The sequence below is a fragment of the Geomonas diazotrophica genome, from assembly GCF_019063885.1.
Taxonomy (GTDB): Bacteria; Desulfobacterota; Desulfuromonadia; order Geobacterales; family Geobacteraceae; genus Geomonas; species Geomonas diazotrophica.
In genome coordinates this window covers 1,400,452-1,422,863 of record NZ_CP077684.1, presented here as the reverse complement: position 1 = coordinate 1,422,863, position 22,412 = coordinate 1,400,452, and the positions used below count along the sequence as shown (strand labels likewise).

Here is a 22,412-nt window from a genome sequence, read left to right as displayed (position 1 = left end):
AGAATTCGGCGTTTCAGTCAAACCCGCATGCGCCGCTGCACCATGGCGCAGCTTAGTTGTTTTTGAGGAACTGTATGAACCAAGCGGAGATGAGAAAACTGCCGCCGCAGAGCATCGAAGCCGAGATGTCCATCCTGGGAGGGATCCTGGTGGACAACGAGGCGATCAACCGGGTGCTCGAGGTCCTTACCCCGGAGGAGATGTACCGGGAGAGCCACCGCAAGATCATGCGCGCCATGATCGAGCTGAACGAGCGCGGCGAGCCCTGCGACCTGATCACCATGACCACCATCCTGCGCAAGAAGGGTGAGCTGGAAGAGGTGGGAGGCGGCGCCTACCTGGCCACCCTGGTCGACTTCGTCCCTATGGCGGCGAACATCTCCTACTACTGCAAGATCGTGAAGGAGAAGTACATCACCAGGAAGCTCATCTCCGCCGCCACCGACATCGTCAGCAACGGTTTCGAGGACAAGGTGGAGGTCGAGGAGCTCCTCGACTCGGCGCAGAAGGTGATCTTCGAGATCTCTGAGAACAAGCTCCGCCCCTCCTACTACAAGGTCAGCGACATCCTCAAGGACACCATCAAGAACATCGAGCTCCTCTACGAGAAGAAGGAGCTGGTGACCGGCGTCCCCACCGGGTATACCGACCTCGACAAGCTGACCGCGGGCTTTCATGCCGGCGACCTGGTCATCATCGCGGGACGTCCGGCGATGGGGAAGACCACCTTCGCCCTGAACGTGGCCCAGTACGCGTCCGTGGACTCGGAGAAGAAGTTCCCGGCCGCCATCTTCTCCCTGGAGATGCCCAAGGAGCAGCTGGTGGAGAGGCTTTTGTGCTCCGCCTCCCGGGTCGACCTCACCCGCCTGCGCTCGGGCCACCTGCAGGAAAACGACTGGCCCAAGCTGATCAAGGGCGCCGGGCTTTTGCACAACTCCAAGATCTTCATCGACGACACCCCGTCGATCACGGTGATGGAGCTCCGCTCCAAGGCGAGGCGGCTCAAGGCCGAACACGACATCGGCATCATCGTCATCGACTACCTGCAGCTCATGCGCGGCGGCGCCAACAGCGAATCGCGCCAGCAGGAGATCTCCGAGATCTCGCGCTCGCTGAAGGCGCTGGCCAAGGAACTCTCCATACCGGTGATCGCCCTGTCGCAGCTGAACCGAAGCCTCGAGCAGAGAACCGACAAGCGCCCGATGATGAGCGACCTGAGGGAATCGGGGGCAATCGAGCAGGACGCCGACATCATCATGTTCGTCTACCGCGGCGAGGTGTACGACAAGGAGAACGAGGACCTCAAGGGGAAGGCCGAGGTCATCATCGGCAAGCACAGAAGCGGCCCCATCGGCACCGTCGACCTCGCCTTCCGCGGCGAGTTCACCCGCTTCGAGAACCTGAGCAGCAGGGAAGAATACTAGGCTGTTTCGTTCCCTCCCCGAAGGGGGAGGGTCAGGGAGGGAGAACGGCTACCTATCCCCCTCCCCTTCTCCACCTGCGGGGGGAGAAGCACACCAACATAGAAAGGAACCTAGATGAGCAGATACCATGCAATGACGGAAGTGCCGGCGTGCGCCGGATATAAGGAAGGGGACGTGCTGTTTCTCTGCGGCGAGCTGTTCGGCCGCGGCTACGCCAACGGCATCGTGGACGAGGCCAGGGCGAAGGGGATGACCGTCATCGGCGCCACCGTCGGGAGGCGCGATGCGGACGGCACGCTCCGTCCGCTCAACGAGGAAGAGCTCGCCACCGCCGAGGCGGGCCTCGGGGGGAAGATCATCAACATCCCGCTGGAGGCCGGTTTCGACATGGAGCCCGGCCAGGACGGCGTCTCTCCGGTGGACCGTTTCAAGGGGGTCAAGCCGGACGACTGGGGCTCGATCAAGCTCGACCCGGCGGAGATCGAGTACTCCAAGAAGCGCGGCACCGAGCGCTTTTGCAAGAACCTCACTGCCGTCGTGGCAGAACTGGAAAAGATGATCCCGGCCGGGAGCAACCTGCTCGTGGTCCACACCATGGCCGGCGGCATCCCGCGCGCCCGCGTCTTCATGCCGATCCTGAACAAGCTCTTCAAGGGACAGGGGGACCGTTTCCTCTCCTCGGAGGCGTTCTGGAACTCCGACATGGGGAAACTGTGCGAGGCAAGCTTCAACGAGGTGACCGCGGACACCTTCCGTTACCTCATCGACGCCACCGCCGGTCTCAGGGAGAAGCACCAGACCAGCTACGCGGCCTACGGCTACCACGGCACCGCCGTGCTCATCGACGGCGTCGTCACCTGGCAGTCCTACACACCGTACCTGCAGGGGTGGGCCAAGATCCGCCTGGAAGACATCGCCATCGAGGCGTGGGAAAAGGGGATCAAGGCGACCGTCTACAACTGCCCCGAGATCCTCACCAACTCGAGCGCCCTCTTCCTCGGCGTCGAGAACTCCCTGTACCCCCTGATGGCCGCGCTGCGCGCGGAAGGGGTGGAGTCGGTGCTCAAGGAGTGCCAGGCCCTTTTGCGCGAAGGGGTGACCATCGACGATCTGCTGCAGATCGCCAACACCTACCTCACCTCGGAGCTTGTGACCAGCACCCGCGACTTCGAGAGCTGGCCGCAGCACAACAAGCCGGAGCAGCAGGAGTACATGCTGAACACCTCCGCCGAGCTGATCAGCATGAACGCGGATCAGAAGGAGATCGTCTGCGCCGTGCTCTCCCGCGCCGTGTTCCAGGGGGTAGGGAGCCTCATGTTCAACAGTTCCTGGCAGCCGCAGGCGCCGGTCTTCTGGCTCAACCACGACGTGATCGCGAAGACGCTGGCGAAAGGGTAATCGGCAGGCAATCGGGGGGCGTATTTCGCCCCCTTTTTTTACAGGCAAATCCCCTCTGTCTCCCCTTTGCAAAGGGGAAGACGTGAGGGCTCGTGCGGCGCTTCGTGGCAGATTTGTTCCACTTTCCCCCTCATCCTAAACGCTTGTTGGTACCGAAGTAGGAGTACACGTGGCACACAAGGTCCTGCTGGTCGATGACGTGAGCATGTTCCTGGAACTCGAGAAGGACTTCCTCTCACTCTCCGCGGTCGACGTCTTTACCGCCAGAAACGGCGAGGAGGCACTGTGCATCTGCCGGGAACAGCACCCGGACCTGGTGATCATGGACCTGCACATGCCGGTGATGGACGGCGCCGACTGCTGCCGCGCCATAAAAAAAGACCCCCGACTCTCCACCGCGGTGATACTCACCGCTTCTGAAGGGAAGGAGGCCGATCGCCAGCTCTGCCTTGAGGCGGGCTGCGACGATATCCTCTTCAAACCATTGGATCGCCTTATTTTCCTGGAGGCAGCCCGCAAGCACCTGCCCGCCGTGGACCGGCGCGACAGAAGGGGGAGCTGCCGCTTCAACGTGAAGTTCCGTGCTTTCGGCCTCACCCTCTCAGGCTTTTGCATCAACCTCAGCCAAAACGGCCTCTACCTCGCCACCGACGTCGACCTCGAACAAGGCACCCAGCTGGAACTGCTCTTCGTGCTGCCCGAACCGGTGAGCACCGTCATCCAGACCAAAGCGCGAATCGCCTGGCTCAACACCAGCAAGGCCCGCAGAAAGAGCACGCTCCCGGAAGGCTTGGGCGTCCAGTTCATCGGGATCTCCGAGACCGACCGCGAGCGGATCGACCACTACGTCAGTACCCTGCCCCCTACCTCACGAGTTTAGAAAGCTTCTTGAACTCCTCGGTACCGGCGACGCGCAGCAACTGGAACAGGACCGACTCGGTGGAAGTCATCACCGCACCGGCCTGGGTCATGGTCTGCAGCGCGATCTCCCAGTTGTGCTTCTTCCGGCTCATCACCGCATCGACCACCAGGTGCACCACGTAGCCGCGCGACAACAGCTCCAGCGCGGTCTGCAGCACGCAGACGTGGGTCTCCATCCCGGTCAGGATCACCTGACGCCTGCCGTTTTTCTCCAGCGTCTCCAGAAAGCCCTCGCCGCCGCAGCAGCTGAAGGTCATCTTCTCCAGGCTCGGCGTGCAGAGCTTCCCCTTCAGGGAGGGGACAGTCTCCCCGAGCCCCTTGACGTACTGCTCGGTGGCGAGGGCGGGGATGCCCAGCTCGGCCGCCGCGTCGAGGAGGATCGAGATGTTCCCGGTCAGTTTCCCCAGCACCTTCTCGTCCATGGCGCGGCAGAGCTTGTCCTGCACGTCGACCACCACCAGTTGCGCACTCTCTCTTTCCAGAAAAAACCTGTCCATCAGGGTCGTCATGGGAGCCTCCTAGAAGCAGATTAAGATAAAGATTAAGACTAAGGGGAAGAATAGGAACGGTTCTTCTGTATCTTTGACTCAGCCTCAGCCTGCCTGTTACTCCTTGCGCAGTTCGATCCCCAGCTCGGTGATCTTCTTCCTCAGGGTGTTGCGGTTTATGCCAAGGATGTCCGCGGCGCGCACCTGGTTGCCGCGGGTCTTCTCCAGCACGAAGCGGATCAGCGGCCGCTCGACCTGCTCCAGCACCATGGCATGCACGTCACCGCTCTCCATCTTCTCCATGTTGGAGAAGCAGCCGCGCAGCTTCAGATCGACGATCCCCTCAAGCGACAGTTCCTCCCCCTTCCCTTCCCCCTGGCGGCTCCTGAGACCGGGGAAGTCGGAGGCGACCAGGAGCGGGTCGGGTGAAAGGATGACCGCCCTCTTGATGGTGTTCTCCAGCTCGCGGATGTTGCCGGGCCAGTTGTAGTTGCTGAGGAGCTTCACCGCGTCGGCGGAAGTGCGCTTGAGCGGCACCTCCAGCTCTGCGCAGATCTTGCCGAGGAAGTACTGCACCAGCAGCGGGATATCCTCCTTGCGGTCGCGCAGCGGCACCAGCTGGATCGGGATCACGTTCAGGCGGTAATAGAGGTCCTCTCGGAACTGCTTGTTGCGGACGCTCTCCTCCAGGTCCTGGTTGGTCGCGGCCACCACCCTGACGTCGACGGGGATGCTCTGGTTGCCGCCGGTCCTCGTGATCTCGCGTTCCTGCAGCACCCTGAGGATCTTGGCCTGCAGGTCGATGGGCATGTCCCCGATCTCGTCGAGGAAGATGGTGCCGCCGTTGGCCTGCTCGAACTTCCCAAGCTTCCTCTCGGTGGCGCCGGTGAAGGCCCCCTTCTCGAAACCGAACAGCTCGCTCTCCAGGAGTTCCTTGGGGATGGCGGCGCAGTTGAGCGGGATGAAGGGCTTGCCGAGCCTTTTCGAGTTGTAGTGGATGGCGCGGGCGATAAGCTCCTTGCCGGTACCCGACTCCCCCTGCACCAGGACGGTGACGTCGGAAGGGGCCACCTTGCCGATGGTCTTGTAGATCTCGCGCATGGCGGGGGAGTTGCCGATGATGGTCTTCTCGAGCTGGTAGCGGTCGGCCAGCTCCTCCTTCAGCAGCGACACCTGGGAGGTCATCTCGCGCGCCCGGCTCACCTTCTCCACCACCGCGTCGATGACGCCGAGGTCGAAGGGCTTGGTGAGGTAGTCGTAGGCGCCGCGCTTCATCGCCTCGACCGCGTTCTTCATGCTCGCCTCGGCGGTCATGATGACCACCATCAGGTCGGCGCGCTCCTCCTTGACCCGGTCCAGCAGCTCGAGCCCGGTGACTCCCGGCATCTTGATGTCGAGGAGCGCCAGGTCGTAGACGTTCTCCTTGATCAGCTTGAGCGCCTCGTTGCCGTCCTTGGCCAGCTCGACGTTGAACCCTTTCTTCTTGAGGGCCTTGGAAAGGACCCAGCGCATGCTCTCTTCGTCATCCGCGACCAGTATGTTGTTGATCGACATATAAACTCCTAGAAACCGTTCTATGTTCTACGTTCTACGTTCTAAGTTGAAACCTGAAGCGGCGCTGCTTCAAACTTAGGTAGAGCATAGGACGTTAGACTTATCTTTGCCGTTTGTGCTCGTATGCAAGATCCCGTGAACTCGCAGAAGCCTCATTGCTTCTGACGTAGAACCTGGAACATAGAACGTGGAACGGCCGTTATTGTACCAGCGGCAGCATGACGGTGAAGACGGTGCCGCGGGAGGGACCGGAATCGACCCTGATCATGCCGCGGTGTTCGGACACGATCTTCTGGCAGATGGCCAGACCGAGCCCCGTCCCCTGGGACTTGGTGGTGAAAAACGGGGTGAACATGTTCTCCAGGACGTCGGAAGGGATGCCGGGACCGTTGTCGGAGATGTCGATGGCAACCATGCGCGCCCGCCGCTCCCCCTTCTGGGTCAGGGCGTAGTCGGCCAGGACCCGGCTGGTCACCTTGACCACGCCGCCGGTCCCCACGGCCTCCATGGCGTTCTTGATCAGGTTCAGGAACAGCTGGGTCAAGAGGGCCTCGTCAGCCAGTATCGGGGGGATGCTCGGGTCGAAGTACTGCTGCAGGTAGAGCTCCTTCCCCTCGCAGGCGTTTTTCTGCAACAGGACGATGTCGGAGAGGACCCGGTGCAGGTTCACCTTGCCGAGCTTAAGACGCCCGGGGGAGGCGAGGCCGAGCAGCTCCTCGACGATCAGGTTGACCCGCTGCACCTCCTTCAGCATGACCCGCACGTACTCCCTCAGGTCTTCGTTGTCCGGGAACTCCATCTCCAGGAGCTGGGCCGCCCCCTTGATCCCCCCCAGCGGGTTCTTGATCTCGTGGGCGAGCCCCGCGGCGAGCGCGCCCAGCGAGGAGAGACGGTCCGCCTGGCGCACGGCGCTCTCGAGCTCGCGCACGTTGGTGAGGTCGCGCAGGAGCACGATGGTGCCGATACGCTCGCCGTTGGAGCTCAAAAGCGGCGAGGTGCTGGTACCCACCGGGGTGATCCGCCCTCCCCTTTTGAGCACGATGTTCTCGTGGTCGGAGACGGACATCCCGGTGCTGACGGTCTTGGCCACCAGCTCGTTGAGGGCGGCGTCGTCCTTGAAGATCTCGCTGAAGAGATGCCCCAGCGCCTGGCGCCTGGAGACGCCGGCCAGCTCCTCGGCAGCAGGGTTCACGAGCGTCACGGCGCCGGTGTTGTCAAGGACGATGACACCGTCGCCCACGCTGTCGACCACATTCGCGTAATAGTTCTCCAACCGGTCAGCCATCAAAGAACTCCTCCATCGCCCCGACAAGCTCGGCAGCATGCTCGATCCGGTTCACCGCGGCACGGAACTGCGCGGCTCCCGGAAGCCCCTTGGAATACCAGGCAAGATGCTTGCGCATCTCCATCAGGGCCACCCTGCCCCCCTCGAACTCGGTGAAGAGCTCGAAATGCCTGCGGGCAACCGCAAGTCGTTCCGCCACCGTCGGCGGCACCGGTACCTCGCCGGCCATAAGGGCGAGCGCCTCCCGGAACAGCCAGGGATTCCCCATCGCGCCGCGGGCTACCATCACCGCATCGCAACCGGTTTCCTGGATCATGCGGACCACGTCGTCCGCGCTGAAGAGGTCGCCGCTGCCGATCACCGGGATCTTCAGGGCACTCTTCAATTCCCCTATCTTCGCCCAGTTCGCCTTCCCCTCGAACATCTGGGCCCGGCTCCTGGGATGCAGGGTGATGGCGTCGCACCCCTCTTCCTGTGCGATCCGCCCCACCTCGAGGAAGGTGTCGTCGCCGCAGACCCATCCGGTCCTGATCTTCACCGTGAAGGGGAGTGCCGTCGCCTTGCGCACGCAACGGACGATCCGCCCCACCTTGACCGGGTCCTTCATGAGGGCGCTGCCGGCGCCGGTGCCGACCACCTTCTTCACCGGGCACCCCATGTTGATGTCGATCAGTTCTCCGTACCCCTCGACCAGCCGCGCCGCCTCGGCCAGCATCTCCGGCTCGTCGCCGAAAAGCTGCATGCCGATCGGGCGATCCTCGGGGGTGGTCTTCAGCAGATCGAAACTCTTGCGCCCCTCCCTGGTCAGGCCGTTGACGCTGACCATCTCGGTAAAGGTGAGGGAGGCTCCCCCCTCGCGAGCGATGATGCGCATGGGGAGGTTGGTGATGCCGGCCATAGGGGCCAGAAATACCCGATTCTTCAAGGTAAGAGAGCCGATGGCCACGGTGTTTTGCATATGTGATAACTTCCTTATCTGCCTAAAAAATGTGCATACTAGCAACTAAGAATTTAAAACGCAAGGGTTTTTTATGGCGGGCGTATACGGAAAAGAGGGGAATGCATCAGGAAAATCGGACATGGGAGAGGGAAAATTCGAAGGACGACCCCGTTTGTTGGGGCGAATAGTTATTCGCCCCAACAAAACCCCGCAATCGTCAGCCACTGTAGGGGCGAATAATCATTCGCCCCCCCCCGGCTAATCCCGCCGCAACAACGCGTCGATCCCGGTTAGCCCCTCGAGTGCCCCGCAGGGAAGGGAGAGGTGCGGTGCGCGGACCTGCGGCTCGCGCGGGTTGATGCGGATCACCCGGGCGCCGGAGAGGGAGCCGATCCGCTCGCTGGCGGCTCGCACGGTGGGGATGGCGGTCCCGGCCCCCAGCTCGACGACCACGACGCGCCTGCCGGATTGGCGGGAAAGGAACTGCCGGAAGCGCTCCTGCTGCCGCGCGGTGCGCTCCTCGATCCAGGCGTAGTCCCCGAACATGAGGATGTTGGGACGCGCCGCCCTGCCGCAGCGGGGACAAAGGGGCACGTGGTCGGCGCGCATGGTATCCTCGTCGATCCGGAACTGTTCGCGGTTGTCCCAGATCCGGTTGCAGCAGGGACCGGTGCACTGCAGGTGATGGATGGAGCCGTGGAACTCCAGGACGGCGTCCCCGGCGAAACCGGCTTTCTGGAACTGGCCGTCCACGTTGGAGGTGGCGACGAACAGCTCCAGGCCGAAGCGGGCGGCCCAGTCAAGCAGGAGCGCAAAGCCGGCGTGGGGGACCGTGGCGCGGTAGAGGTTGGTGCGGTGGCCGTAAAAGCCCCAGCCGAAGGCGGGGTCGCGTTCGAAGTGTTCCGGGTTGGCGGCGTCGACGAAGCTGATGCCGAGGCGGCGGTACAGGGGATAGGCGCTCCAAAAACCGGTGTCGCCGCGAAAGTCGGGGAGGCCGGAATCAACCCCCATGCCGGCGCCCGCGGTAACAACGAGCGCCTGTGCGCCGGCCACCGACTCGGCCGCTTCCCTAAAGAGTGCCGCGAGACCGGCGGCCACGCCTAGATCCCCACCTTGACCGGGACCGGCTTCAGCACCCGCTGCAGCTCGGAGGGAGGGAGGGAGACCAGGAAGCCGCGGCTGCCGCCGTTTATGTAGACGAGCGGCAGGTCGAGGATGCTCTCTTCGATGTAGACCGGCATCGGCTTCCTGGTGCCGAAGGGGGAGGTCCCCCCCACCATGTAGCCGGAGTGGCGGTTGGCGGTGTCGGGGGTGCAGGGGGCGACGCTCTTGACGCCGATGGCGCGCGCCAGTTCCTTGGTGGATACCTGGAGGTCGCCGTGCATCAGCACCACGAGCGGCGCCTTGGTCTCGTCCTCCATGACGAGGGTCTTGATCACGCTGTGCTCGTCGACGCCAAGCTCGCGCGCCGACACGGCGGTCCCCCCCTTCTCCTCGTATTGGTAGGGGTGCTCGCCGAAGGCAACCCCCGCCTGCCGCAGTACCCGGACGGCAGCCGTGACCGGCGACTTCACCTTGGCCATTGCAGTTCTCCTTGAACAGATTTGATTTCGCTAGTAAAAAAGTCACTTGCCAGGCACGGACATACCGGCTATAGATTAATAGCACGTCCAAAGCAGCTTAACAACCGTGTAACTAGGGTAACTTGTTATGGGAAATGAGAACCAGCGGCCGGCCAAAGTACTGGTCATGGACGACGACGAGATGGTCCGGTTCGTAGCGGGGGAAACCTTGAAGCGCTACGGTTTCGAGGTCGAGTTCGCCAACGACGGCGCCCAGGCCGTGGAGATCTACCGCGAGCGGCACCAAGCGGGCGACGCCTTTGCCGCCGTGATCCTGGATTTGAACATCCCCGGGGGGATGGGAGGGCAGGAGGCGATGCAGCGTCTGCTCGAGATAGATCCCGGCGCCAGGGGGTACGTGTCCAGCGGCCGCACCGACGACCCGGTCATGATGAACTACCAGAGCTTCGGCTTCAGCGGCACCATCGAGAAACCATATTTCTACCTGAACAAGCAGCTCATGGAAGAGTTCAGCAAGACCCTGCGCGGCCCCGAGCAAGCATGACCGGATTGGAAAACTACCTCGCCCTGCTCTCCCGCGTCGACGAGATCTGCCGGCGCACCTCGGAAACCTTCAGCGCATACATCACCTGCCGCGCAGGCTGCGACGCCTGCTGCCGCCATCTCTCCATCTTCGCCGTGGAAGCCGCCGCGCTCAGGAAAGCGCTGCGAGAGCTCCCTGCCGAGCAGGCCGAACTGGTCCGCGCCAAGGCCCGGGAGACACGGGAAGGCTCCCCCTGCCCGCTGCTCCATGACGGGCTCTGCCTGCTCTACCAGGCCCGGCCGATCATCTGCCGCACCCACGGCCTTCCGCTTCTGCTCTTGCGCGAGGGGGAAAGGTCGGTCGACTTCTGCCCCGAAAACTTCCAGGGGCTCCCCAGCATCCCCGGCAGCGCCGTCATGGACCTGGAGCGGCTGAACATGATGCTGGCCACGGTCAACGCGCTGTACCTGCAGTCCTTCCCGGGGCCGGAGCGGCTCACCATGGCTCAGGCGCTTCTCTCAGATTGACTTTTCCCTCGACTTCAGGGTATATGGCCCGGTGCGAAAGATTTCGCGGCGCCGCCGTCATGCGTGAACCGGACGCTGGCGCGGGGGGTCTGGGCGCATATACTTTACGAGCTGCAAAAGGAGAGGCAACAAGATGAAGGTGAGCTACAACACATCCGGGAGCTGCGCCTCCCGGATCGAGATAGAGATCGAGGACGGCGTCATCGTCGCCACCAGGTTCGTGGACGGTTGTGCCGGGAACACCCAGGCGGTCGCCGCCCTGGTGCGCGGCATGGAGGTGACCGAGGCCATCAAACGCCTCAAGGGGATCGCCTGCCAGGGTGACACCTCCTGTCCCGACCAGTTGGCGAGAGCCTTGGAGCAGTCGCAATGCAGCACCAGACCTTCCTAGACGGGGGCGTTATGGAAATCTTCGGCGGGTTCATGATGATGATGAGCATCATCGGCTTCTTCCTGGTGGTGATCTGGTTCATCCTCCCCTTCGTGATCTTCAACATCAAGGGACGGGTGGACCGCTCCGCTGCGATGCTGGAGGAGATGGACCAGCGCCTGAAGAACATCGAGCGAATCCTGCAGGATTATCGCAACGTCGAGGAGCAGCGCCCGCTCGACCCGCCGCTGTAGCTCTCGCCCCGGACGACGACTCCCTTCTTCACCGATCCTCCCCCTCACCGGGGGAGGGTGTCTCCCCCTTCGAACTTCCTTAAAAACCTGTCATATCCCTTGCCAACACCGGCTTTTTTCATTATCATGTGCCGCTATGTGTCAAGCGGCAGACTAGAGAAGCTTAATCTGCCGCAGTCGACAGCAAGGAGAGTTCATGGGTTTACTGGAAGGGAAAAAAGCACTTATTTTCGGTGTAGCTAACGATAAAAGTATCGCCTGGGCCACCGCCGAGGCATTCCACCGCGAGGGGGCCGAGGTGGCCCTCGCCTACGCGGGCGAGGCGGTCGCCAAGAGGGTGATGCCGCTTGCGGAGAGCATCGGCTCCAAACTGGTGCTCCCCTGCGACGTGAGAAGCGACGAGGAGATCGCGCGCCTGTTCGACCAGGTGCGCGAGGCGTGGGGGGGGCTGGACATCCTGGTGCACTCGGTCGCCTTCGCCAACAAGGATGAGCTCAAGGGCTCCTTCCTGAACACCACCCGCGAGGGGTTCGCCACGGCGCTCGACATCAGCGCCTATTCCCTGATCGCCATGGCGCGGGAGGCGGCACCGCTCATGCAGGGGCGCGACGGCAGCGTGATCGCCATGACCTACTACGGGGCCCAGAAGGTGTTCCCAAACTACAACGTCATGGGCGTCGCCAAGGCGGCGCTGGAGGCAAGCGTGCGCTACCTGGCCGAGGCGATGGGACCGGAAGGTACCAGGGTGAACGCCATCTCGGCGGGTCCGCTTAGGACCCTTGCTTCCGCCGGCATCGGGGGCTTCGGCCAGATCGCCGGGCACGTGGCCGAGAAGGCGCCGCTGCGGCGCAACATCTCGCAGGAGGAGGTCGGCAACGCCGCCCTCTACCTCGCCAGCCCGCTCGCAAGCGGCGTGACGGGCGAGATCCACTTCGTAGACTGCGGCTACAACATCATCGGGCTGTAGCGGAGGCGCGCCATCAAAGGACTGCACGGTAACCTGACAGGACTGAAACCGAGCCAGGTAAAGAGGCTTGAGAGGCTGCACCGCCGCCGGGTGAAACCGGGTGAGGTGGTTTCCCTGGAACTGGCCCGGGAACTGGCTGACATCTCGCTGGAGATCAGGCGCCAGCTCGGCGTCCTGGTGAGCCGCATCGGCGAGATCGCCTACGTGGTGGTGGGGGATGAGCGCGGCATCATGATCCCCCCCCTGGAGGAGTACCCGCTCGGGAAGAGGCTTTTGCGCGGCGTGCGCCTGGTGCACACCCACCTGAAGGGAGAGGTCCTCTCGGACGACGACCTGACCGACCTCTCGCTTTTGCGCCTGGACCTCATCGCCGCCCTGCAGCTCACCCAGAACCCGGACCGCTTCTCGATCCAGACCGCGGCGCTCATCCCGCCCGACGGCGGTCCCCTCCCCTACCACGTGGAGCCCTCGGTCCCCTTCCAGAAATACGACCTCGACTTCAAGGGGTTCGTGGAAACCCTGGAACAGACCATGGAGCGCGGCCTCAAGGAAGGGAAGGTGGTCGCCAGCGGCCAGGAGCGCGGCATCCTGATCTCGGTGACCCAGCGTCCCATGGAGGAGGCGGTCGATTCCATCGAGGAGCTGAAGGAGCTGGCCCGCACCGCCGGGGTCGGCGTGCTCGACACCGTGATCCAGCGCCCCAAGGAGTTCAACCCGCGCTACCTGTTGGGGGAGGGAAAGATCCGGGAGGTGGTGATCAAGGCGCTGCAGTACGGGGCCACCATGCTCGTCTTCGACCAGGAGCTCTCCCCGGCCCAGGTGCGCTCCATATCCGAGCTGACCGAGCTGAAGGTCATCGACCGCAGCCAGCTGATCCTGGACATCTTCGCCCGGCGCGCCACCACCCAGGACGGCAAGGTCCAGGTGGAGCTGGCCCAGTTAAAGTACCTGATGCCCCGGCTCTCCGGGCGCGGCGTGCAGATGTCGCGGCTCATGGGGGGAATCGGCGGGCGCGGCCCCGGCGAGACCAAGCTGGAGATCGACCGCCGCCGCATCCGCGACCGGATCGCGCACCTGGAGCGGGAGCTGAAGGAGCTCTCCAACGGCCGCTACCAGCGCCGCCAGAAGCGCGTGAAGGCGGGGATCCCCATCATCTCCATCGTGGGGTACACCAACGCCGGCAAGTCCACCCTCCTGAACACCATGACCAAGAGCGAGGTGTTCACCGAGGACCTCCTCTTCGCCACGCTGGACACGTCGTCCCGGCGGCTGCGCTTCCCGATGGACCGGGAGGTGATCATCACCGACACGGTCGGCTTCATCCGCAGCCTCCCGAAGTCCCTGATGGGCGCCTTCAAGGCCACCCTGGAGGAGCTCAAGGATGCCGACCTCCTGGTCCACCTGGTCGACTGCAGCAACCCGCGCGTCGAGGAACAGATCAGCCAGGTGAACGCCATCCTGGCGGAACTGGAGCTCTCCCAGAAGCCGACCCTCCTCGTGTTCAACAAGATGGACCTGCTCCCCGACCTGAAGAAGGGGGACCCCCTCGCCTTCATGAAGGTGCGGCAGCTTACCCGCAAGTACGGCGCCATCACCATCAGCGCCTCGGACAGAAAGAGCCTCGAACCGCTCTTGAAGGAGCTGCAGCAGCGTTTCTGGCACGATGTCGAGGATTACCGGGCTCCGGGGGAGCACCACGAGGAATTCGAGGAGTAGACCGGCGCTCCCGATCCCGCCGGCAGAGGAATCGATCTTTTCATGGACCAGCAAGCCATCATCTACGCCCTCGACCTTTTGGGCACCGTCGCTTTCGCCGCCTCGGGGGCGCTCGCGGGCGTGCGCCGCGGCATGGACCTCCTGGGGATCATCGTGCTCGGCATCGTCACCGCCACCGGCGGCGGCGTCATCCGCGACGTACTTTTGAACGACACCCCCCCCTTTTGCTTCAAGAACGAGCTCTACCTCTACCTGGCCGTCGCCGCGTCGATAGCGGTCTTTCTCACCCCCAGGAGCTTCGAGCGGATGAACCGCGCCATGCTCCTTCTGGACGCCCTGGGTCTCGGGACCTTCCTGGTGATCGGGACCTCCAAGGCGCTCCAGTTCAACCTGGGGCTCATGGGCGCCATCATCATGGGGGTGATGACCGCCACCTGCGGCGGGCTGGTGCGCGACCTTTTGAGCAACGAGATCCCGCTCATCCTGCAGCGCGAGATCTACGCCTCGGCCTGCGTGGTCGGGGGCGCCCTCTTCTATTTCCTGCACCAGACCACGCTCCCCTCCCAGGTGAACCTCACCGTCTCCGCACTCACCGTCATCACCATCCGCTGCACCGCCATCATGAAGGGGTGGCAGCTGCCGCGCGGCCAGGCGCTTTAGCCCGATGCCGAGGCGGAGCGCCGGGCTGATCATGTACCGCGTGAGAAACGGCGCGCCGGAGCTCCTCCTGGTGCACCCGGGGGGGCCGTTTTGGGCCCGGAAGGACCTGGGGGCATGGTCGATTCCCAAGGGGGAATACCTGGAGGGGGAGGATCCCTTGCAGGCTGCCCGGCGGGAGTTCCGCGAGGAAACCGGGCACGAGCCGAGCGGCAGCTTCATCGAGCTGGACCGGATCAGGCAGCCCGGGGGAAAGCTGGTGCGGGCATGGGCCTTTAGCGGCGACTTCGACCCCGCGCACCTCGTCAGCAACACCTTCACCATGGAATGGCCGCCGCGCTCCGGCAGGCAGACCGAGTTCCCCGAGGTCGATCGCGCCTGCTGGTTCGGCATCGACGAGGCCCGGGAAAAGATCCTCCCCGGCCAGCTCCCCCTGATCGACCAGGTGGCCGCCTTGCTGCGGTCGGCCGGTTGATCAGCCACTCCCGCCGTCCAAAAAGCTCACCTCCGCGCGCCGCCCCCTTTTTCTTTGAGACACCGCCGTTACCAGCCGAACAGTCTCCTCCCGGAATATAACAACGCCGCCCCCCACCACCGCAAGATACCCTACTTTTTTTCTTGTATACACTTAAGTCGTTGAAGGCATTGCCGATAGGGGATGATGGTACCTTACAACGACGCCGCTTTTTCCAGAGTCTGCAGGCCTAGTTTTACCAGGCAAAACACTTGCGGGCGGTTGCCGCCGTCCGGAAAACGAAGAGTGACACAGGGGGGAAAGATGAAGATTCAGGACATGAAGATCGGTGCACGGCTAAGCGTTGGTTTCGGTGTGATCCTGTTACTGCTCCTTGTCATCGGGGCCATAAGCGTCGTCGGCATGCTGAAAATGGATTCCGGCCTGGAAACCATCGTCAAGAAGGAGTACGCCAAGATCAAGCTGGCCAACGATGCGGCCAAGAGCGTCACGGCTATCGTTTCCAGCGTCCAGAGCATGCTCCTGGAAACCGACGCGGCGGCACGTCGCGAGGACAACAAGAAGATCGACCAGGCGCGCCAGCAGTACAAGGCGTCCATGGAGAAGCTCGAAAAGCTGGAGACCACCGGGCAGGGGAAGGAACTCATCGCCAAAGCGAAGCAGACCCTGGACAACGCCCGCAAGGCCAACAACCAGGTGCTCGAACTCGCCCTCGCCGGTAACAGCGCGCACGCCTCGGCCGTCTTCGAGAAGGAGGCGGCGCCCCTGCTTGCCTTGATCGCTCCGGCCTTCAACGAGCTGGTTCAATACCAGGAACAGGGGATCGAGGAACGCTACCTGAGCGCCGCCCAGGTCTCCTCCCGGTCCCGCATCATCGCAGTTTCCCTGGCTTTTCTGGCCATCGCCATCGGCGCGCTGATCGGCTTTTGCATCACCCGCAGCATCAGCCGCCCGGTACGGGCCCTCTCCCGCTGCGCGGACAAGCTCGCGCTCGGAGACGTCGACGTCGAGATCGACACCGAGGGTAACGACGAGATCGCCATGCTGGCCCGCTCCTTCAAGAACATGGCCGACAACATCAAGGAGGCCTCGCTCGCCGCCGAACGGGTCGCCCACGGCGACCTCTCGGTCCAGGTGACCCCGAAGTCGGAGCGCGACCTGATGGGCAAGAACCTCTCGACCATGATCGCCACCATCGGGACGTTGAGCGCGGAGATGAACGAGCTGATCAAGGCTGTCAGGGAGGGCAAGCTCAGCGTGCGCGGCGACGCCGCGGCCTTCCAGGGGGCCTGGGGCGAGCTCCTCACCGGCCAGAACCGGCTGATCGAGGCGTTCGTGCAGCCGATCGACGTCACCTCGCGCTATCTCTCCCGCATCTCCAAGGGTGACATCCCGGACAGGATAACCGACACCTACTACGGCGACTTCAACGACATCATCAACAGCCTGAACCTCCTGATCGATGCCAACAACGATGCCACGAGACTCGCCAGGGAGATCGCGGAAGGAAACCTGCTCCTCGAGGTGAAGCAGCGCTCGGAAAACGACGGACTGATGCAGGCGCTCGCCACCATGGTGCAGAACCTGACCCGCGTGGTCACCGACGTGAAGAACGCAGCCGACAACGTCACATCAGGAAGCCAGGCGCTCAGCTCCACCTCGGAGGAGATGTCGCAGGGGGCGAGCGAACAGGCGGCCTCGGCCGAGGAGGCCAGCTCCTCGATGGAGCAGATGACCTCGAACATCCGGCAAAACGCGGACAACTCGCTGCAGACCGAGAAGATCGCGGTGAAATCCGCCACCGACGCCAGCGAAAGCGGCGAGGCGGTCGCAAGGACGGTGGCGGCCATGAAGGAGATCGCCTCCAAGACCTCGATCATCGAAGAGATCGCGCGCCAGACCAACCTTTTGGCCCTGAACGCGGCCATCGAGGCGGCGCGGGCGGGGGAACACGGCAAAGGGTTCGCCGTGGTCGCCTCGGAGGTGAGAAAGCTCGCCGAGAGGAGCCAGAAGGCGGCCGGCGAGATCGGGGATCTTTCCCTGACCTCCGTGGAGGTGGCGGAGCACGCCGGGAACCTGCTGCAGATGCTGGTCCCCGACATCCACAGGACGGCCGAGCTGGTGCAGGAGATATCCGCGGCATGCAAGGAGCAGGACACCGGCGCGGAGCAGATCAACCGCGCCATCCAGCAGCTGGACCAGGTGATCCAGCAAAACGCCGGCGCTTCCGAGGAGATGGCGTCCACGGCCGAAGAGCTCGCCTCCCAGGCCGAGCAGCTGCAGGGGACCATCGCCTTCTTCAAGGTCGGTGCGGCTGCCGTCGAGCGGAGGCAGCCTGCGAAGGGGGCCCCCACTGCCAACAAGATCGGACACCAGAAGCTGACCCGGGCCGGTGGCCCGGCCGCGGGCTACCCCGGCATCCAGATAAACCTGGACGGGAGCGAGGAGAGCCTGCTGCAGGCGGGTTTCGAAAGGTACTAGCGGCTCGGGATTTCCGACAACAAGAAAGGCGGCCTTAGCGGCCGCCTTTTCTATTTCAACGATGCGGGGTGATCGTCACCCCCCCCGGCCCCCCTTCCCTTCCCTCCAGGTGGCAGGAGAGCTTCAGGAAGCGCCCCGCCACCAGCAGGTTTGTGGCCAGGTGCCTGGTGACGCGCGAGGTGCGAAAGAACGAGCTTCCCGTGCCGCGCACGAGGTAGAGCACCAACTGGTCGGCGAGGTGCGGGTCGATCGGCTCGCCGCTTTCGTGGTGCTCAAGAAACTCGCTCGCGGCCTCGGCGCCGACCGCTTCGGCGGGCTTTCCCCTCTCCCCCAGGCCGGTGAAACCCGCCACGGCATGCTCGTACTCCCCCTTGATGAATATGAAGGTGCCCTGCCCGAGGATACTCACCTCCCGCGTCTCCATCTCCATCGGCAAGCCGCGCTCCAACCTCCCCTTGAGACCGGCGAGGGCCGCCTGGAGCTGCCGTTCGGCTATGTGCCTGGGGAGGTTGCCGACGGCTGATACGATGCGCAGCCGTGTGAGCCTTCCCCTTTCCCGGACCAGGCAGGGGGCGAGGACTTCGGCCGGCTCCACGAGGCAGCCGATCCTCCCTCCCCCCTTGGGATAGAAGCCGAAGGAGTGGGCGACGGTTTCGCCGCGCACCCCCAGGCGGACGATGCTGGGCCAGAAGATCTCCTCGAAGTAGTTCCAGGAAGGACTGAAGGGGACATGGGTGCCGCCGGTCACCGTGACGCGGCTTGCCTTGCGGGCGGCAAGCAGGGGGGGGATCACGGTCTGGAGCACCAGGGTGGCCGAGCCGGCCGTGCCGATATCGAAGCTGTATTCTCCCGGGGTGATGCTGTCGGGAAGGAAGCTCAGCTCCGGCGAACCGAGCCGGTCCCCTACCACGTTGGCCGCCGCGATGCGCGATGCGGCCTGCACCGCCATCAGGTGCTGCCGCATCAGCCCCGACTTGGACCGGTTCTTCCTGATGTTGTAGATGTGGAACCCCTGCCCGGTGAGGCAGGAGAGGCTCAAGGCGCTGCGCAGCACCTGCCCTCCCCCCTCCCCCATGCTCCCGTCGATCTCGATCATGGCGCCACCGCCTTCAGTAAAGGAACATCGGCTTGCCCAGCACGTGCCGCACCCTCGGACGGTATTCGACGGAATCGTAGAGCTCGGCCACGTCCACCCTTTTCTCCCCCTGCATGATGGTGCTGATCGGGATGTGCCGGTAGGTCCCTCCCTGCATGGCCACCATGCGCCCGGACATCCCCTCGCTGATCAGGTCCATGGTCATGTTGGCGTAGTTGTAGGCGACCATGAGGTCCAGCGAGTCGGGTGCGCCGCTGCGCATGAGATAGGAGAGCTGCTGGTAGATGATGTGGGAGCCGGTCAGCCGCTTCACCGCCTCGCTCACCACCACGCCGATCCCCCCAAGCTTCTTGTGGCCGTAGGCATCCTCCTGGCCGTACTCCACGATCTGCCCCCCCACCATGGACGCCCCTTCCGATACGGTCACCATGGCGTAGTTGCTGCGGTTCCCCTTCTTGTCTTCTTGCAGCAGCAGGGAGAGCTTCTCGACGTCGAAGGGGACCTCGGAGATGAGCGCACGGTCCACCCCGGCCAGGTAGGCCGAGATGAGCGAGGTCTCCCCGGAGTTGCGGCCGAAGAGCTCCACCACCGCGATGCGCTCGTGAGACCCGGCGCTGGTGCGCAGGTTGTGGATGAAGTTGACGCTCCTGGTGACCGCAGTGGAGAAGCCGATGCAGTAGTCGGTGCCGAAGACGTCGTTGTCCATGGTCTTCGGGATGGCGACGATGGGGACCCCCTCGCGGTTCAGGCGTTCGGCGTAGCTCAGGGTGTCGTCTCCCCCGATCGGTATCAGCACGTCGATGCCCAGGTGCTCCAGGTTGGCGAGGATGTGCTGGGTGAAGTCGTGAGTCCCCGAGACCGCTGGGTCGCAGTCGGCGCCGCGCAGGAAGACGGGGACGTCGCCGGCTGCGACCTTGCCCGGGTTGGTGCGGCTGGTGTGCAGGAAGGTCCCCCCGGAGCGGTCCACGGTGCGTACCGCGTGGCGGTCCAGCGGCATCACGGCCTTCTCCCAGCTCTCCGGATCGTCCCGGTTGTAGCCCAAAAGCCCTCCCCAGCCGCGCCGGACGCCGACCACCCGGTACCCGCTTTCGGAGGCGCGCGCGACCAGGGTCTTCAGGGCGGGGTTTAGCCCCGGCACGTCGCCGCCGCCGGTCAGGACGCCTATGGTCTTCTGCCTGTCTGCCATGGCAATCTCCTTTAATGATCATCGTTAAAAAACTTTCACATTATACCGGAGCGGCGGGTCATTTCAAGGCGGCCGGAAACGCTCTACTGCTCGCGCTTGGCGGGCGTGAGCCTGGAGATGAAGCGGGACATCTCGGAGGGGAGCATGGGACGGGCGAAGTAGAAGCCCTGCATGAGACGGCAGTCGATCGAGGTGAGGAAATCCTTCTGCGCCTCGTTCTCGACGCCTTCGGCGATCGCCTCCATGTCCAGGCACTTGGACATGAACATGATGGTGGTGGCGATGGCGGCGTCCTCGGAGGAGGTGACCACGTCGTTCACGAAGGACTTGTCGATCTTCAGTGCCTGGAAATGGTAGTGCTTGAGCGAGGAGAGCGAGGAGTAGCCGGTACCGAAATCGTCGATCTGGACGTTGACGCCCATGCGCTGCAGCCGCTCCAGGACCCCTACCGCCTCGCTTTCGTAGATCATCAGCGACTGCTCGGTGATCTCCAGGGTGAGCCGGTCCGGGGGGAGGCCGCTGTCGTGCAGCGCCGCCTCGATGGCCTGCTCCAGTCCCTCGTGCGCGAAGACCGTCGGGGACATGTTTACCGCCACGTTCAGGTCCAGCGCCTCGTCGCGGTACCAGAGCGCCGCCTGCCGGCACGCCTCCCTGAGCACCCACTCGGTGAGGGGCCAGATGAGCCCCCCCTTCTCGGCCAGCGGCACGAAACTCCCCGGCCCCAGCTCCCCCAGGTGAGGGTGGCGCCAGCGCACCAGCGCCTCGACCCCGACCACGCGCATGGTGGCGGTATCGAGCTTGGGCTGGTAGACCAGGAACAGCTCGTCGCGGTTGATGGCGCGCAGAAGACCGTGCTCGAGCTGGATCCTGTGGTCGTGCTCCTCGCGCCACTCGCCGCCGTACAGGCAGAAGGTGGAACGCCCCTGCTGCTTGGCCTGCCCGAGGGCCAAATCCGCCATCTTGAAAAGCTGCATGGGATCGTCCGCGTCGGAGGGAAAGAGGGCGATGCCGATGCTGGCGCTGGTCCTCAGGGTCTCCCCCTCCACCTGCACCGGCTCCGAGAGCGCGTCCAGCACGCGCCGGGCCATCACCGCGGGTCCCTCGGGCATCTCGGGATGGTGCAGCAGCATGGCGAACTCGTCCCCTCCCACCCGCGCCACGATGTCCTCCCCGCGCATGGCGCAGCGCGTCAGGCGGCGCCCGGTCTCGGCGAGCAGGGCGTCGCCGACGAAGTGGCCGCGCCGGTCGTTGATCAGCTTGAAGCGGTCCAGGTCGAGGAAGAGGAGCGCCACGCTTTCGCTCCGCCTCTTGGCGAAGACGATGGACTGCGCCAGGAAGTCATCGAACGCCTGGCGGTTGTACAAACCGGTGAGCCCGTCGCGTACCGCCTGTTCCCTGATGCTGAGCTCGGTCGCCCGGTGCCGCGCCTCTATCTTCGCGGTCAAGAGGTAGATGATGGCCGCCATGGTGAAGACCCCCAGCAGTTCGAGGCCGCCGGAGGCGAGGTATTTGAGTAGGGGATGGCCCGCGAGCAGCAGGCCGAAGATGAGGTGGGCCAGCAAAAGCCAGCTGATGCTGGCCAGGATGTAGATGCAGGCTACGGTCGCCGGCGAGAGGCGCCCGACCCAGTTGCGCAGTTTGCCCAGCGTGCCGCCGTCCATGGTCGCTCCTGGTAAGTCGGTGAAATCACCGTCTCAGTATAGCGCCTTTCAGGTGGTGAGGTAGTAGGTGATCTCGTTGTGCCCGACCAGGAGTTCCAGCCCGGCCAGGGAGGGAGGCGCGCAGGGGGTGGCTTTGCACTCCTCGATGAGGCGCCAGGCGTGCAGGGTCGATTCGGGGGTGAAGTAGAGGTCGAGCCCGCCGTCCTGCGCGTCTTTACGGAACAGGGCCATGGTACGGGGACCGCCGGCCGAGCGGAAGAGCGCGGTGAAGGCGTCCTGGATCGCGGTAGCCTTTCCGGCCGAGATATCGCCGGGGCCCAGGAGAAGGTGGTGCCATTGCATGTTCATGCTCTCTCCCATCGCTTGCCAATTTTTGCGCGGCGGCGCTACATAGCCGGCGCAGGAGCCGACCAGTTTCTCGTGGATCGCGTCCAGCATCTCCGCCTCGTCGGTGATCCCGGCGGCGGCGCCCAGGTTCAGGGCCAGCGGGAGGAGGCCCAGGAGCAGGTTGCGCATGTTGCCGCACCCGGCGGAGCCGCCGAGCACCTCGGAAACCTTGCGCTGCAGGCCGCGGCCGATGACGAAGCCGTTCAGCCCCGCCATCTTCGCGGAGACGTTGCGGCAGTCGGGGGTGGGCGACATGCGGAAATCGGCCTCAGCCGAGATGATCTTCATGGTGGCGACCTCGACCCGCACCTCGAGGAGCACGTCGTGGAAACGGTCCTTCATGGTTGCGGTGAGCAGCGCCGTGCCGTCGGGTTGCTTCAGCAGGCGGTACGAGATGTCCCGCTGGAAATCTTCCATGGTGTTCAGTTGCATCGGTACTACCTTTCCGCGATGGGTTGTTCGGACCGAAGCGAAACGCTCGCTGCGGCACTGTGGAGAATTTGGGGGCACTCCCCCGGC

22 protein-coding genes are annotated in these 22,412 nt (G+C 64.0%); 12 read left to right on the top strand and 10 right to left on the bottom strand.

Annotated features, from left to right (window positions below; all coding sequences use genetic code 11):
* The first annotated feature begins 74 nt into the window (after window positions 1-74).
* The 3 genes from dnaB (at window position 75) to KP003_RS06150 (ending at window position 3,702) form a co-directional block, all read left to right on the top strand.
* The gene (dnaB, locus tag KP003_RS06160; protein WP_216498647.1) at window positions 75-1,424 is read left to right on the top strand and encodes a replicative DNA helicase; all 1,350 of its coding nucleotides are present in this window, start codon (window positions 75-77) and stop codon (window positions 1,422-1,424) included.
* A 114-nt stretch (window positions 1,425-1,538) separates the two neighbouring features.
* Window positions 1,539-2,822: an enoyl ACP reductase FabMG family protein gene (locus tag KP003_RS06155; RefSeq protein WP_216498646.1), complete on the top strand. Its 1,284-nt coding sequence runs from the start codon at window positions 1,539-1,541 to the stop codon at window positions 2,820-2,822.
* Window positions 2,823-2,991: 169 nt separating this feature from the next.
* Window positions 2,992-3,702: a response regulator gene (locus KP003_RS06150; RefSeq protein ID WP_216498645.1), complete on the top strand. Its 711-nt coding sequence runs from the start codon at window positions 2,992-2,994 to the stop codon at window positions 3,700-3,702.
* Here the strand turns inward: KP003_RS06150 and KP003_RS06145 are convergent.
* The 6 genes from KP003_RS06145 to ybaK all read right to left on the bottom strand — a co-directional run bounded on the left by KP003_RS06145 (window position 3,686) and on the right by ybaK (window position 9,593).
* A complete protein-coding gene (locus KP003_RS06145) occupies window positions 3,686-4,252 on the bottom strand; it encodes a hydrolase (RefSeq protein ID WP_216498644.1) in 567 nt (188 codons plus the stop codon). The two genes, KP003_RS06150 and KP003_RS06145, sit on opposite strands and share 17 nt — an antisense overlap.
* A gap of 96 nt (window positions 4,253-4,348) precedes the next feature.
* Complete coding sequence (locus tag KP003_RS06140; protein WP_216498643.1) at window positions 4,349-5,785, bottom strand: sigma-54-dependent transcriptional regulator; 1,437 nt, start codon at window positions 5,783-5,785, stop codon at window positions 4,349-4,351.
* A gap of 199 nt (window positions 5,786-5,984) precedes the next feature.
* Window positions 5,985-7,070, bottom strand: a complete 1,086-nt coding sequence (locus KP003_RS06135) for a two-component system sensor histidine kinase NtrB (RefSeq protein WP_216498642.1) — start codon at window positions 7,068-7,070, stop codon at window positions 5,985-5,987.
* Window positions 7,063-8,028 carry a tRNA dihydrouridine synthase DusB gene (dusB, locus tag KP003_RS06130; protein ID WP_216498641.1) on the bottom strand — a complete coding sequence of 322 codons (966 nt, stop codon included), beginning with the start codon at window positions 8,026-8,028 and terminating at the stop codon, window positions 7,063-7,065. The genes KP003_RS06135 and dusB overlap by 8 nt, the downstream gene beginning before the upstream one ends.
* A 240-nt stretch (window positions 8,029-8,268) precedes the next feature.
* On the bottom strand, window positions 8,269-9,108 hold the full coding sequence (locus tag KP003_RS06125) for an SIR2 family NAD-dependent protein deacylase (protein ID WP_239027620.1): 840 nt from the start codon (window positions 9,106-9,108) through the stop codon (window positions 8,269-8,271).
* A 2-nt stretch (window positions 9,109-9,110) separates the two neighbouring features.
* Entirely contained in the window at window positions 9,111-9,593 is a 483-nt protein-coding gene (ybaK, locus tag KP003_RS06120; protein ID WP_216498640.1) for a Cys-tRNA(Pro) deacylase, read from the bottom strand.
* A gap of 127 nt (window positions 9,594-9,720) precedes the next feature.
* Here ybaK and KP003_RS06115 point away from each other — a divergent pair, with 127 nt between their 5' ends.
* The 9 genes from KP003_RS06115 to KP003_RS06075 all read left to right on the top strand — a co-directional run bounded on the left by KP003_RS06115 (window position 9,721) and on the right by KP003_RS06075 (window position 17,563).
* Window positions 9,721-10,137, top strand: coding sequence for a response regulator (locus KP003_RS06115; RefSeq protein ID WP_216498639.1), 417 nt, complete (start codon window positions 9,721-9,723; stop codon window positions 10,135-10,137).
* Entirely contained in the window at window positions 10,134-10,643 is a 510-nt protein-coding gene (locus tag KP003_RS06110; RefSeq protein ID WP_216498638.1) for a YkgJ family cysteine cluster protein, read from the top strand. Before KP003_RS06115 ends, KP003_RS06110 begins: the two co-directional genes overlap by 4 nt.
* 133 nt (window positions 10,644-10,776) lie before the next feature.
* The gene (locus tag KP003_RS06105; RefSeq protein WP_216498637.1) at window positions 10,777-11,034 is read left to right on the top strand and encodes a TIGR03905 family TSCPD domain-containing protein; all 258 of its coding nucleotides are present in this window, start codon (window positions 10,777-10,779) and stop codon (window positions 11,032-11,034) included.
* Window positions 11,035-11,045: 11 nt separating this feature from the next.
* Window positions 11,046-11,267: a hypothetical protein gene (locus KP003_RS06100; protein ID WP_216498636.1), complete on the top strand. Its 222-nt coding sequence runs from the start codon at window positions 11,046-11,048 to the stop codon at window positions 11,265-11,267.
* 196 nt (window positions 11,268-11,463) lie between these two features.
* Window positions 11,464-12,234 carry an enoyl-ACP reductase FabI gene (locus KP003_RS06095; protein ID WP_216498635.1) on the top strand — a complete coding sequence of 257 codons (771 nt, stop codon included), beginning with the start codon at window positions 11,464-11,466 and terminating at the stop codon, window positions 12,232-12,234.
* A gap of 42 nt (window positions 12,235-12,276) precedes the next feature.
* Window positions 12,277-13,950 carry a GTPase HflX gene (hflX, locus tag KP003_RS06090; RefSeq protein ID WP_216498764.1) on the top strand — a complete coding sequence of 558 codons (1,674 nt, stop codon included), beginning with the start codon at window positions 12,277-12,279 and terminating at the stop codon, window positions 13,948-13,950.
* 42 nt (window positions 13,951-13,992) lie between these two features.
* The gene (locus KP003_RS06085) at window positions 13,993-14,610 is read left to right on the top strand and encodes a trimeric intracellular cation channel family protein (protein ID WP_216498634.1); all 618 of its coding nucleotides are present in this window, start codon (window positions 13,993-13,995) and stop codon (window positions 14,608-14,610) included.
* 4 nt (window positions 14,611-14,614) lie between these two features.
* Window positions 14,615-15,082: an NUDIX hydrolase gene (locus tag KP003_RS06080; RefSeq protein WP_216498633.1), complete on the top strand. Its 468-nt coding sequence runs from the start codon at window positions 14,615-14,617 to the stop codon at window positions 15,080-15,082.
* 303 nt (window positions 15,083-15,385) lie between these two features.
* The gene (locus tag KP003_RS06075; RefSeq protein WP_217300486.1) at window positions 15,386-17,563 is read left to right on the top strand and encodes a methyl-accepting chemotaxis protein; all 2,178 of its coding nucleotides are present in this window, start codon (window positions 15,386-15,388) and stop codon (window positions 17,561-17,563) included.
* A 55-nt stretch (window positions 17,564-17,618) separates the two neighbouring features.
* On the opposite strand, the gene rtcA is transcribed toward KP003_RS06075, so the two are convergent.
* The 4 genes from rtcA to KP003_RS21280 all read right to left on the bottom strand — a co-directional run bounded on the left by rtcA (window position 17,619) and on the right by KP003_RS21280 (window position 22,325).
* A complete protein-coding gene (gene rtcA, locus KP003_RS06070; protein ID WP_216498631.1) occupies window positions 17,619-18,659 on the bottom strand; it encodes an RNA 3'-terminal phosphate cyclase in 1,041 nt (346 codons plus the stop codon).
* 13 nt (window positions 18,660-18,672) lie between these two features.
* On the bottom strand, window positions 18,673-19,845 hold the full coding sequence (locus KP003_RS06065; protein WP_216498630.1) for a 6-phosphofructokinase: 1,173 nt from the start codon (window positions 19,843-19,845) through the stop codon (window positions 18,673-18,675).
* An 83-nt stretch (window positions 19,846-19,928) separates the two neighbouring features.
* Window positions 19,929-21,506, bottom strand: a complete 1,578-nt coding sequence (locus KP003_RS06060; protein ID WP_216498629.1) for a putative bifunctional diguanylate cyclase/phosphodiesterase — start codon at window positions 21,504-21,506, stop codon at window positions 19,929-19,931.
* Between the two features lie 48 nt (window positions 21,507-21,554).
* The gene (locus KP003_RS21280; protein ID WP_236026852.1) at window positions 21,555-22,325 is read right to left on the bottom strand and encodes a DUF2889 domain-containing protein; all 771 of its coding nucleotides are present in this window, start codon (window positions 22,323-22,325) and stop codon (window positions 21,555-21,557) included.
* Window positions 22,326-22,412 lie beyond the last annotated feature (87 nt).